Here is a 12,820-nt window from a genome sequence, read left to right on the forward strand (position 1 = left end):
CAGGTTAACTTATATGCGCCAGTCTTGGGTCAAGCGCGTCACGCAGGCCATCGCCCAACAGATTGAAGGCCAATACAGTCAACATGATCGCCAAACCGGGATAAAAAACAAGATGCGGCGCAGTGAAAACTTGATTACGTTCCAAGCCAAGCATCGAACCCCATTCCGACATGGGTGGTTGTGCGCCCAGCCCGAGGAAGGACAATGCCGCTGCATCAAGAATGGCCGATGCAATGCCGAGCGTCCCTTGCACGATCAAGGGTGTCAGCGCGTTCGGCAAAATTCGCTTGAAGAGAATCTCGTACGTATTACCGCCCAACGAACGTGTAGCAGAGACGAAATCCATTTCGCGAACGGACAGTACACTGCCACGCACCACGCGTGCATAGGCCGGAATGGAGACAATGCCAATCGCAAGCAGAGCATTAACAAGTCCAGAGCCAAGAACCGTAACAATAGCGATCGCTAACAGTAATGAGGGGAAAGCCAACAACACATCCATGATACGCATGATGATGTTGTCAGTCCAACCGCCGAAGTAACCAGCTAAAGCGCCGAGCACCGTTCCGATGACAATGGCAAAGGTCACAGTAGCGAAACCGATGAATAGACTCAGACGAGCACCGTATAGGATACGGCTAAATTCATCGCGGATATTGCCATCGAGCCCCATAATATGTTGGGGATTACTTTCAGGGCAACCAAGCAAATGAATACAAGGCGCGAGTCTTTTCTTGGCATATTCTTTTGGATAGCCCTTTGTATCCAACATGGATGTGTTCGGATTGTAGGGGGCAACCCATTGCGCAGTTAAGGCGATCAATACCAACATCCCCAGAATGATTATTCCAACAACAGCAGAACGACGTTTGAAAAGTCGTCGCCATGTGATCTGCCAGAGACTGACAGACTTGAGCGAGATAGCCTCAGCATCAAGGGTCACAACTTTGTTTTCAGCGTTTGTCATAAGTCAGCCCTAATCCAATCTGATGCGCGGATCAAGATACGCATAAGAGATATCCACAAGCAGATTCAAAGCCACGAAGAAGATGGCGATCACTACAGTAAAACCCTGTACGATGCCATAATCGCGAGCTGTAATACCATCATACAAAATACGCCCAACCCCGGCCAAGTTAAAGACCGTTTCCGTTAGGACCGCACCACCCAACAGACCTCCCAACGAAAGGCCAATCACTGTGGAAAGTGGCAACAACGCATTACGGAAGGCATGTTTTAAAACAACCGCACGCCGCTTCAAGCCCTTGGCGTGAGCCGTGCGAATGTAATCCTGTCCGAGCACCTCCAACATGGAGGAACGAGTCATACGCGCAATGAGAGCCATGGGAATGGTTCCCAGTGCGAATGCAGGGAGGATCAAATGAACGACCGCGTCTTTAAGCACTTCCCAATTTGCAGAAAGGATGGAGTTAAGAACATTCATGCGGCTGATAAAGTCCGCAAGAGTAAAAGAAAAAGTTCCTTCCGTTAATTCCAATCCCCACACTTGAAAAAATGGAACAGGTATCACACCCGCCGTCAAACGACCTGAGGGCGGCAATTGTAAGAATGTATCCTTGAACGTAAGCGAAAATATATAAGCAAGCATCAACCCCAACCAAAAGACCGGCATCGATACACCGATATTGGCCCACAGCATGGTGAGCACATCTGCCCATGAGTTATGCCGCACTGCGGCGATCACCCCCAAAGGAATACCAACGATAATACTCACTAGCAACGCGGCAAAACTTAATTCAAGCGTCACTGGCAAACGCTCAGAAAGGATCTCAGTAATGGGTTTGGAAAATCGGAAAGAAGTTCCAAAGTCGCCGCGTACAATTTCACCAACATACACACCGAATTGGACAGGGATCGACTTATCCAATCCATGGCGATGATTGAACTCATCACAGACCAACTTCGTAGCCTTTTCACCCAACATGGCGCGACATGGATCACCAGGGATCAGACGAGCCAAAGCAAATGTGGCAAACAAGATGCCAAACAGGACAGGAATACTCAGAAGAATTCGTCGTAGGATATAAGATACCATGTGGGATATAAGGGCATCCCCCCAACAACGAATTGTTGGGGGGATGAAATAACACTAGATTTACTGGGCAGGCGCGTTCAGGTAAGCGCCAAACAAAGCGCTGAAGTAGGTGAATGCGCCGGTATTGCCGGTGTGCAAGGGGTTGTTAGCATCCCACTGCAAGGCAAGTGATGTGATCACATCCTTGGCATCGAGCGCGGAACCGTCATGGAACTTGACGTCGGGGCGCAGGTGGAAGGTCCACTCGGTCAGGTCGGCGTTAGGCTCATAGGATTCAGCCAAGGCGGGTTCTACAGCGGTACCACCGATCTTGTAGCTCAGCAAAGCTTCGGTCACTTGTTCGCAAGCGCGGAAGGCTTCACCATCGGTCTCGTCTGCGCAGTACAGTGACGGGGGTTCGCCGTTCTGCATCCAGACAAAGGTATCACTGCCATTGGACATAACAGAGAATTTCTCGTTGCCAAGCGGGCTGGAGTGCGCGCCGGTGACGCTGGCCTTGTATGCTACAGCGGAAGCGCCGTGAGCAACAGGGATCATCGGAACATGCTGTTTGACCAGGTTGTTCGCCTGTTCATACAGAGGCTTGCGGGCATCATCACCAGAGGTGGAGGCGGCCTGCTTGAGGATAGCGGTCAGATCATCGAACTTGGTACCAAACTGCTTGGAAGCACCAGCACCAAAGTGGTAATCGAGGAAGTTGGTCTGATCTGGGAAGTCAGCGCCCCAACCGAGGATATACATACCGGTCAATTGGCCGGAGTCAGCCGCATCGAGGAAAGCGCCGGATTCCATCACTTCGATGGTGGCGTCGATGTTCAAGTTCTCTTTCAACTGGGCCTGCAAGTCAGTGATGACAGCGGTCTGGCCGGAGATGTAAGAGCGATCCTTATCGCGGTACTGAAGTGTGGTCGAGAAACCATCGGGGTAACCGGCTTCGGCAAGAAGAGCCTTGGCGGCGGCAACATCGAATGCATACCAGGGTTCACCCACACAACCGTTCGGGATGGCACAGGGTGTGAAGTAATCAGCCACGGTGGAACCAACGGGGTAGAAGTTATCTACGACACGCTGGCGGTCAATACCCATGGCAACAGCCTGGCGTACTTTTTCATTGGCGAACGGATTCTTGGTGTTATCCCAACCATCAACCTGCGGGTCGGTGTTGAAACCAAAGTACATCACGTTCAAAGCTTCGCGGCCGATCAACTGCAGGTTTGCATCTTCTTTTACAACGGCGATATCGTCGGTGCCGACATTGTCGATACCATCAACGGTGCCGCTTTGAAGTTCAACCAAGCGTTGGGCAGACTCAGCACCCCACTTGAAGACGAGGGTTTCAGTCTTGGCCTTCTCACCCCAATATTCGGGGTTGGCTTTGAAGACGATCTGGCTACCGCGTTCCCAAGCTTCCACTGAGTAAGGACCGGTACCAACAGGCTTCTCAAGCAAATCACCATTACCACCAGTGGACTCAAGATATTCAGAGGGCTGAATGGCGAAGGATGAAAAAGCGATCTTCGACGGGAAAGCAGGATCAGGAGTACAAAGTGTGATCTTGACAGTCAGTTCATCCACTGCTTCGATAGACTTGAACTCACCACCGTAATCACAGCTATCGGCGGAGTAGCTGGTGTCAGTAATAACCGCATGGTCTACAAAGGGGACTTCGGTGGGGGCTTCGGTAGCCGCCGCAGGAGCTTCGGTCGCGGGGGCTTCAGTCATCACGGGCGCTTCAGTGGCAGGCACTTCGGTTGTAGCAGCGCCACCGCATGCTACCAGCACCATGCTGGCAAGCACGAGCAGGGAAAGTAAAGCAAATAGTTTATTTTTCACGTTTCTCCTCCAAGAGAATTTAAGTTAGGGGAACAATAGGGGGACAAGTTGAAATTAAATGAATATAAGTGGCGAAACACCTCCATCCAAGTTGTTGGCAGATTATACAGCAAAACATTTCCTAGTAAACAGACCTGGGCATACCCAACCCATTTAACGCTACTTGAGAGGGGTTTTCTGGCCAAAGACCTGCCACTTTCTCTTTACATTGCGGACATCTCCCATCATTTGTGACGTGGTACTCCTGAATAACGTACCCGCGTCTCTTAATTAACTGGAAGTTGCATCCCGCACAATACGTATTTTCATACTCTCCAACCTGACCCGGTAAATTTCCTGCATAGACATATCTCAGCCCAGCCTCACGTCCGATCTCAGCCGCTCGTAAAAGCGTTTTGACATCCGTGTTATCAGGGTCGGTCATTTTGTAATCTTTATGGAATGCCGTCACATGCCAAGGAATATCGCGCGACACTCCGGCGATGAAGCGTGCCGCATCCCACAATTCTTCATTCGAGTCATTGAAACCCGGTATCGTCAATGTGACGATCTCCACCCACAAGCCTAATTCATGGGCACGTTTGATCCCATCCAACGTGTTTTGCAACACACCACCTAATGAGCGGTAATTCTTGTCGCTCATGCACTTCAGATCGATCTTGTACGCAGAAAGATACGGGGCAAGAAATTCCATCACTTCGGGCGTATTGTTCCCATTGGAAACATACGCACACATCAACCCCGCCTTCTTCGCCTCTTTGAAGATCTCCACTGCCCATTCACTCGTGATCAACGGTTCATTGTAAGAAGATACAACCACCGAAGCATTCGTCTTGCGCGCGTAATCCACCATGCCTTGCGGAGAAATTTTCCGAATGTAATTCACCGAAACATCCGACTCCGGGTCACGCATCGCTTGAGATGTCAACCAATTCTGACAATACCCACAGTGATAATCGCAACCCAGCATCCCAAACGTCAATGCATTCACGCCGGGTAATACATGGAAAAATGGTTTCTTTTCGATTGGGTCACTTTGTAATGCGGCCACATACCCATACGGCACGCGCAACTCGCCACCTTCATTGAACCGCACCTGACAAATTCCCCGCTTCCCCTCACGGATCACACAACGATGTCCACACGCAACACAACGCACTGCCCCGCCATCCAATTTCGCATACAACGCCCCTGTCACAGTCAATTGATCGAGCAAATCACCAACGGGTTTCACCATACGCGCCTATAATACACCCATGCTCAGCGTTTGTGTGCAAGCCGGAGGAAAATCTACCCGTATGGGCGAGGATAAGGCACTCAAGCCTTTCCTTGGGCGTCCCCTCATTCAACGCGTAGTGGATCGACTTACTCCTATTGCGGATGAACTCATCGTGACGACGAATCACCCCGAGGAATATGCCTTTCTCCACGCACGCCTCGTAACGGACCTCAAACCTGATCGCGGCGCCCTAGGCGGACTCTACACTGCAATCGCTTCTGCCTCACATCCCATTGTGGCGGTTGTCGCTTGCGATATGCCTTTCGCGAGTACAAAGCTGATCGAAGGCATGAGCAGGCTCATGGTCCAGCATGAAGCGGCTGTTGTCATCGCAAAATCAGAAGAGGGATACGAACCTCTCCACGCTGTCTATCGTCGTGACACTTGTCGTCCCGCCATCGAATCTGCAATTGACGCGGACTTGTGGAAAGTGATCGCGTGGTTTCCGCAGGTCAGAGTGTATGAGTTGAGCACCGATGAAATACAATCACTCGACCCAACCGGGCTGGCCTTTTGGAATGTGAATACACCGGAAGAATTTATCGAGGCAGAGCGAATCGCTAACGGACAATGAGCACCGGGCACGGCGCGTGACTAACGACCTTTTGGCTGGTGCTTCCGAGAAGCAACCCTGCCAAACCACCCAAGCCGCGTGACCCCATAACGATGATATCGCTGTCGCGCGTCTTCGCCACATCAATGATCGCGTCCGCAGGATTCCCTTCGATCAATTCCGTGTGAATATCCAGGTGTGTTTCGCCAACGGCCTCGATAGCCTTTTGCAAAACATGTTGCGCTTCTTCGAGGCGGGTATCAATGGTTAATTGGAGATTGGGTTCACCCAAATACGGTGGGATGGGATCGTAGGAGACCACGATCCTTAATTCAGCCGATTCGACACATTGCCCCAATTCAGCGGCGATCTTTGCGGCATGTTCCGCGTGTTCTGATCCATCTACGGCAAGCAAAATACGTTCAAACATTGATGGCTCCTTTCCGCAGAGTTACAATTAAAGTATAGTACTTTCTCATTCTGTTTTCAATTTTTAGGAGCTATGAAATGACCCTTGACCTGCACGCCATTCGCAATCAATTCCCCAGCTTGAATCGCCCCGATGTTTTTTTTGATAATCCCGGTGGGACACAAATCGCAAAACCTTCCCTTGATCGAGTCAATCGCTACTTAATTGAAAGTAACGCCAATCATGAGGGCGCATTCGCTACCAGCATTGCGTCAGATGCAGTTCTGGAAGAGGCGCATCATGCAATGGCCGATTTCTACAATGCGGCATCTCCTGAAGAGATCGTCTTCGGAAACAATATGACCACATTGACCCTTCACATTAGCCGCTCGATCTCACGCGAATGGAAAGAAGGCGACGAAATCGTTGTTACACGTTTGGACCACGATGCCAACGTAACTCCCTGGGTATTAGCGGCTCAAGACCGTGGCGTGAAAGTCAACTGGGTGGATTTTGATATTGAAGACGGCACTCTACAATTGGATGGTTTACAAAAATCACTTGAACGGAAGCCCAAGCTTTTGGCAGCAGGCTATGCGTCAAACTCTCTGGGCACGATCAACCCGGTCAAGAAAATGATCGACATGGCTCATGATGCAGGCACTTTGGTTTACATTGATGCCGTTCAATACGCTCCGCACGGCCCCATCGACGTTCAACAATTGGGTTGCGATTTTCTCGTCTCTTCTGCTTATAAGTTTTTTGGAACGCATGCAGGGATCTTATATGGAAAACATGATCTGCTTGAAAAGCTGTTTGCATACAAAGTGCGCCCCGCAACAAATAAACTCCCAGGAAAGTTTGAAACGGGCACCCAAAACCACGAAGGTATTGCGGGAGTCCTTGGTGCAATTGAATACTTTGAATGGGTGGGGAAGACCTTTGGTGCTGAATACGCCGGAGGCTTGAGCAAGTATGAAGGTCGGCGGCTGGAACTCAAAAAAGGAATGGCCGCCATTCACGCTTATGAGCTTGACCTGGGACGCGCACTGCTTTCCATGTTAGGCTCCATCCCAGGGTTGCATATTTATGGTCTCACCGATGAGAACCGCATGATGGATCGTGTGGCTACATTCTCTTTCCGTCTAAAGGATATACATCCACGAACTGTCGCTGAAAAACTAGCACAAGCTGGTATTTACGTATGGGATGGAAATTATTACGCGCTCAATGTCAGCGAACGACTTGGCGTCGAAGAGAGCGGCGGCATGGTCCGCGTGGGAGCGGCTCACTACAACACGTTGGAAGAAGTAGCACGGCTAAAAGATGCTTTGAGCAAAATTGCCGCTCAATAAATATATAGCTGTCATTTGCTTTTATAGTTTCATAAAGAGAAGGCTGTCATAAAATATGACAGCCTTCTCTTTATATATTCACTGTATTCTATGGATAATCTACGGTGACCTCATTCCCATCTACAGAAATCGGTTTCGATTTAGCGCCACGAATTAACACATTCCATTTACCGGGCACACCTTCGCGGATGACCTTCAGCTTGCCGCCTTGACGTTCACAGTGGAACACAACGCGGACGTTACCTACCGTATCTGGAATCGTGACATCCACCTTCGCGCCATCTTTGAATTGGAAGACGTGCAAAGTCACATCCTGTTCATAATCGTAATCAGGGCGATCATCACGCGCACCAACCGGGATGACTGAATTCTCAGACACCCAAAGCGGAATGGACAGATAATCCACTTTGTCACGACGCCAACCGCCACCATCGGCAACTTCATTCGTCAGGAAGTTGGTCCATTTGCCAGCAGGCAGGTAATAGTCCACGATGCTATCCTCGCGGAAAACCGGAGCGATCAACAGTGAATCACCGAGCATGTATTGTCGGTCAAGCGTCTCACAAGTTGGGTCACCGGGGAAGGCGAGCATCATTGCACGCAATGTAGGCGTTCCAAATTTGTGCGCCTGAACAGCCGTCTGATAAACATAAGGCATCAGGCTGGCTTTTAGACGCGTAAACTTTGCCAAGACATCCACCGCTTCTTCATCATAGACCCACGGCACACGATAGGATGAACTGCCATGTAAGCGACTGTGCGAGGAGAGAAGACCGAACGCCGCCCAACGTTTGTATACATCTGCTGATGCGGTCTGTTCAAAACCACCGATGTCATGACTCCAGAAGCCGAAGCCTGAAAGATGCAGAGACAATCCGCCACGCAAACTCTCCGCCATTGATTCAAATGTAGCTGTACAATCACCACCCCAATGCACAGGGAATTGTTGTCCACCTGCCGTTGCCGAACGAGCAAAGACCACAGCGTCGCCTTCACCACGCTTGGCTTTGATGGCATCGAACACGGTCTTGTTGTAAAGCTGTGGATAATAGTTATGCATCTTCTGCGGATCGGAACCATCGAACCAAACCACATCGGTTGGGATGCGTTCACCGAAGTCCGTTTTGAACGCGTCCACACCCATATCCATCAATGCATCCAATTTTCCAGCGAACCACTTACATGCATCTGGATTGGTAAAGTCCACGATGCCCATGCCAGCCTGCCACATGTCCCACTGCCAAACTGAGCCATCGGGACGCTTGAGCAAATACCCATGCTCCATACCTTCATCGAACAACACGGAGCGTTGTGCAATATAAGGGTTGATCCAAACGCAAATGTGCAAACCGTATTGTTCTTTCAAACGTTTGAGCATCCCAGCTGGGTCGGGGAAGGTGCGCTCATCCCAAACGAAATCACACCAATTAAATTCACGCATCCAGAAGCAATCAAAATGAAAGACATGCAGCGGGATCTTGCAAGCCGCCATATCACGGATAAAGCCAGTGACCGTTGCCTCATCATAGTCAGTGGTGAAAGAGGTCGAGAGCCACAGACCAAACGACCATGCAGGAGGAAGCGCAGGGCGGCCGGTCAATGCGGTGTAGCGTTCCAATATCTGTTTGGGCGTCGGTCCATAGATCACGAAGTAGTCCAGGCTCTCCCCTTGCACGCTGAAATGCACCCGCTCCACCTTCTCTGAACCAACTTCAAACGAAACTTTCTCCGGCTGGTTGACGAATACCCCATACCCGCGATTGGTCAGATAGAACGGGATATTCTTATAAGACTGCTCACTGGCCGTACCGCCGTCTTCGTTCCAAATATCAACCACCTGGCCGTTCTTGATGAACGGGGTAAAACGCTCGCCCAGGCCATACACATATTCGCCCACACCCAAATTCAATTGTTCGTGGATGAACCGTCCGTCGGGCGTATCCACAAATCCCAAAGCTCGCCATCCGCTCCCGGTCAGGATCTGCTCCCCGGCACGGAACGTGACTCCCCACGAGTCGCCTCGTTGGACCTGAACCTTTAACTCCCCTGATGCAAGTTCCGCCATCGCTTCATTGATCGTGACCTTGGGATTGGCCTGCCCTTCAAATATCTCGAACTGTGGCTGGGGCTTTTTCCCGCCCTTTAGATGTGTGACCTGCACACGGATCACACCATCCATTGGCGATGAATAACGCACCGTCAACATCGGGAGGTTGAGCGTATGTCCACGATGAGTGATGACTCGCGTGGGCGCATACACGGTCAATGATTGATCATCTGCATCAACATCATAAGCTTGTGCGGCAAAGTTGGGTACACACCCCGGGCGCATTTGCCAATAACCATCCGTAAATTTCATAAAAGTATCCTTTCATAGAAATTCCCGATGAGCAATTCTTTTTCCTGCTCTGGGCAAAGTATTAGTTTTACTTCCTTGTTCAGAAAGCAATTATCCCATCACTACAAACATTGTAGCGTCCACTATTTGCAACAGAGAGAAAATTATCAGATTACAAAAACAGTTGAGAAGAAACAAGTTGATACCCCGTTAAATGGTTTGCTCCCATCGAATTTGATGGGAGCACTTTTATTGATCCAGTAGTTTAAATGATAACCGCCAGAGTGAGGGGGGCACCCTAGCGGCCATCTTCTATATATTACTACACTGCGTCGTAAAATTCAAGTGTTTTGTATAAACATTTTATATGAATCGAATGGTACTTTATAACCACTCACATGTGGTGCCCTGAGTAGGAATCGAACCTACATCTAAGCCTTAGGAGTGCCTTGTTCTGTCCATTGAACTATCAGGGCGATGAGAAAATTATATCATCTGTAGTGCAAGATGGTATCTTACGCTATGCCCCATCATCCTTGGGCGGTGCAGTAGGACCATAATCCAATATCGAGCGCATTTGTGTTCCACCCTCCGGCGGACCGACAATCCCTTGATCTTCCATCATGTCCACAAGGCGTGCAGCACGCGTATACCCGATACGCAAACGTCTCTGCAACATGGATACGGAAGCACGTCCTTCCTTACGGACAAGGTCAATGGATTCTGCAAGCAATGGATCAGCATTGGTATCGGCTGGCGCCATTTCATCGAACATGGCTGTCTGCTTGAGAGGCGCATCAGACTTGGGAATATCAACAGGTTGTGATGAAGCCGCATAGGGACTCGACTCGCCCAATTGTGCCTTCCAAAAGTCCACAAGTTTTTGGATCTCGTGATCAGATACGAACACACCCTGCAGACGTGCCGCCGCTGGAGCATCGGGTGCTTGAAAAAGCATATCACCACGGCCGAGCAAACGTTCCGCGCCGGGTTGATCGAGAATAACGCGGCTATCAGTGTTCGATGCAACTGCAAACGCGATACGTGCAGGGAAGTTGGCTTTGATCAGGCCAGTTACCACATCCACAGAGGGGCGTTGCGTGGCAAGGATCATATGAATGCCTGTCGCACGTGCCAATTGTGCAAGGCGTGTAATGGTCTGTTCTGTTTCGCCGGGCGCGATCATCATCAAGTCTGCGAGTTCGTCGATCACGATCACCAACAGCGGAAGTTTCTTCCCGCCCTGTAATTTCATTTTAGCGTTGTAATCATTCAGGTTGCGTGAGCCCACCTGTGCGAACATGTGATAACGCTTATCCATTTCGCGCGTCATCCATTGCAGAGCGCCGATCACGCGATCGATCTCAACGACCACCGGCGAAAGCAAATGCGGAATGCCGTTGTAACCGGTTAACTCCACGCGCTTCGGGTCTACAAGGATCAAACGCAGATCATCTGGCGTGTTGTGTAAAAGCATACAGGTAAGAATGGAGTTCACACAGACCGATTTACCGGAGCCAGTGGTACCGGCGATCAACAAATGCGGCATGTTCTCGATCGTGTTGCTCACAGGATGACCGGTCACATCACGGCCGAGTGCAAACTTCAATGGATTCTTGTTGCGCTGAAATGGTTCGCTTTCGACAATATCGCGCAAAGCAACCAGTGTCATTTCCTCGTTTGGCACTTCGATGCCTACATAACTATGGCCCGGCACCGGCGCCTGAATACGGATGCGCGGTGCGGCGAGCGCGAGAGCGAGGTCATCTGCCAGGGACGCGATCTTGTTGACACGCACTTTCGTGCGCCCGTTTCTCGTCTCAACGAAAAGCGGCTCCACTCCGAATTGCGTGATCGAAGGCCCACGGTTGATCTCCACTACTTGAACCGGCGCACCAAACGATGCCAATGTTTCCTGGATCAACCTCGCACGTTGTTGAATGAATTCTTCATTCACCTCCGGCGCGGAACCCGAATCCAAAATGTCTTTCACATCCGGCAACTGCCATTGGATGACAGCCTCTGCCGGTTTCACTTTGGTCACTGGTGTACCCGTTGCCGGTACTTCCTCTGCGACAGGCTCCGGTCGATTCATAGGAGTGAAACCGTTCGATGCCACTTCGGCCTGATCGGGAGATAATGAAGTTGATGTTTGTTGCGAAATACGTTGAAAGATCATGTCACGCAAACGCGCATATAACGGATTGACCCACTTGAACAGATCCTGTATGGAAATATCAAATGTCATACTGACGGCCATCAAAAGCCAGGCCATCAAAGCAACGATTGCACCACCTGTACCAAAATTGATGAACAAAAATTTCTCGAAGATACTACCAATATATCCCCCACCGTCACCGTTCATGGCGGCCTCTTCAGCCCTTGATGGTGCGGCGATGAACGAATGCATAGCCGTCAACAGCCACAAGAACAAGACGATAATTCCTGTAGCGCGTTCTAATGTCAGTGGAGGAAGTTTCTCGATGCGGCGAAAGACAAGCCAAAGGCCCATCAGAATCAAGCCAGCCGGTAGAACGTAAATGCCCCATCCAAATGAACGGCTCAACAGGCTTACTGCACCTTCAAAATAAATACTGCGTTGGGCAGAGACCAAAATGAGGATCGTCAATATGCCAGAGACAGCCATAATTACGCCGACCACATCCAGCTTGCGTTCAGCGGAGAGAGAATCCCAAAAGGTCAAAGAAACAGGCTCGGGTGGAGGGGGAGGCGGCGCAGCCTTCCCTTTTTTAGAAGGCGCCTTTTCCGCATCCTTCCCCGCTGCCGGTTTGGATGATTTCCCTTTCGCTACTTTTGCGTCGGGCTTTTTGGATGGCAAAGAGAATGGGGTCTTCAACGGCATAGTGTTTTTTGGAGTATAGCACAAATGGTCTGGTTTTCATTTGTCGCTCGTTATGTGGTTCGTAGATTTACCGTGTGCGGTAAAATTGCATGGTCATACAATACAATGGATTCGCCGCGGTCCCACAAGGGGAA

9 protein-coding genes and 1 tRNA gene are annotated in these 12,820 nt (G+C 50.3%); 2 read left to right on the top strand and 8 right to left on the bottom strand.

The genetic code is table 11. The annotated features are described in order from the left end of the window. Positions 1-4: 4 nt before the first annotated feature. The 4 genes from IPP66_03270 to amrS form a co-directional block, all read right to left on the bottom strand. Positions 5-967 (bottom strand): ABC transporter permease, encoded by a 963-nt coding sequence (locus tag IPP66_03270; protein ID MBK9924289.1) that lies wholly within the window; start codon positions 965-967, stop codon positions 5-7. Between the two features lie 9 nt (positions 968-976). Beyond that, positions 977-2,056: an ABC transporter permease gene (locus IPP66_03275; protein MBK9924290.1), complete on the bottom strand. Its 1,080-nt coding sequence runs from the start codon at positions 2,054-2,056 to the stop codon at positions 977-979. Between the two features lie 60 nt (positions 2,057-2,116). Further along, positions 2,117-3,841, bottom strand: coding sequence for a peptide ABC transporter substrate-binding protein (locus IPP66_03280; protein ID MBK9924291.1), 1,725 nt, complete (start codon positions 3,839-3,841; stop codon positions 2,117-2,119). A gap of 169 nt (positions 3,842-4,010) precedes the next feature. Then, the gene (amrS, locus tag IPP66_03285; GenBank protein MBK9924292.1) at positions 4,011-5,126 is read right to left on the bottom strand and encodes an AmmeMemoRadiSam system radical SAM enzyme; all 1,116 of its coding nucleotides are present in this window, start codon (positions 5,124-5,126) and stop codon (positions 4,011-4,013) included. A gap of 61 nt (positions 5,127-5,187) precedes the next feature. Between amrS and IPP66_03290 the strand changes: the two genes are divergently transcribed. Beyond that, complete coding sequence (locus IPP66_03290; protein MBK9924293.1) at positions 5,188-5,742, top strand: molybdenum cofactor guanylyltransferase; 555 nt, start codon at positions 5,188-5,190, stop codon at positions 5,740-5,742. Here the strand turns inward: IPP66_03290 and IPP66_03295 are convergent. Further along, on the bottom strand, positions 5,729-6,151 hold the full coding sequence (locus tag IPP66_03295; GenBank protein MBK9924294.1) for a universal stress protein: 423 nt from the start codon (positions 6,149-6,151) through the stop codon (positions 5,729-5,731). The genes IPP66_03290 and IPP66_03295 overlap by 14 nt on opposite strands. 77 nt (positions 6,152-6,228) lie before the next feature. Between IPP66_03295 and IPP66_03300 the strand changes: the two genes are divergently transcribed. Then, on the top strand, positions 6,229-7,485 hold the full coding sequence (locus IPP66_03300; GenBank protein ID MBK9924295.1) for a cysteine desulfurase-like protein: 1,257 nt from the start codon (positions 6,229-6,231) through the stop codon (positions 7,483-7,485). A gap of 88 nt (positions 7,486-7,573) precedes the next feature. On the opposite strand, the gene yicI is transcribed toward IPP66_03300, so the two are convergent. From yicI to IPP66_03315, 3 genes are all read right to left on the bottom strand, one after another. Further along, the gene (gene yicI, locus IPP66_03305; protein ID MBK9924296.1) at positions 7,574-9,844 is read right to left on the bottom strand and encodes an alpha-xylosidase; all 2,271 of its coding nucleotides are present in this window, start codon (positions 9,842-9,844) and stop codon (positions 7,574-7,576) included. Positions 9,845-10,224: 380 nt separating this feature from the next. Beyond that, a tRNA-Arg gene (locus IPP66_03310) sits at positions 10,225-10,299 on the bottom strand. A gap of 44 nt (positions 10,300-10,343) precedes the next feature. Beyond that, positions 10,344-12,686: a DNA translocase FtsK 4TM domain-containing protein gene (locus IPP66_03315; protein MBK9924297.1), complete on the bottom strand. Its 2,343-nt coding sequence runs from the start codon at positions 12,684-12,686 to the stop codon at positions 10,344-10,346. Between the last annotated feature and the right edge of the window lie 134 nt (positions 12,687-12,820).

Source organism: Candidatus Defluviilinea proxima (assembly GCA_016721115.1).
GTDB lineage: Bacteria > Chloroflexota > Anaerolineae > Anaerolineales > Villigracilaceae > Defluviilinea > Defluviilinea proxima.

Coding starts and splice junctions, on each gene's coding strand:
- IPP66_03315 (MBK9924297.1), bottom strand. CDS start 12,686: ATGCCGTTGAAGACCCCATTCTCTTTGCCATCCAAAAAGCCCGACGCA.
- IPP66_03270 (MBK9924289.1), bottom strand. CDS start 967: ATGACAAACGCTGAAAACAAAGTTGTGACCCTTGATGCTGAGGCTATC.
- IPP66_03300 (MBK9924295.1), top strand. CDS start 6,229: ATGACCCTTGACCTGCACGCCATTCGCAATCAATTCCCCAGCTTGAAT.
- IPP66_03295 (MBK9924294.1), bottom strand. CDS start 6,151: ATGTTTGAACGTATTTTGCTTGCCGTAGATGGATCAGAACACGCGGAA.
- yicI (MBK9924296.1), bottom strand. CDS start 9,844: ATGAAATTTACGGATGGTTATTGGCAAATGCGCCCGGGGTGTGTACCC.
- IPP66_03280 (MBK9924291.1), bottom strand. CDS start 3,841: ATGGTGCTGGTAGCATGCGGTGGCGCTGCTACAACCGAAGTGCCTGCC.
- amrS (MBK9924292.1), bottom strand. CDS start 5,126: ATGGTGAAACCCGTTGGTGATTTGCTCGATCAATTGACTGTGACAGGG.
- IPP66_03290 (MBK9924293.1), top strand. CDS start 5,188: ATGGGCGAGGATAAGGCACTCAAGCCTTTCCTTGGGCGTCCCCTCATT.
- IPP66_03275 (MBK9924290.1), bottom strand. CDS start 2,056: ATGGTATCTTATATCCTACGACGAATTCTTCTGAGTATTCCTGTCCTG.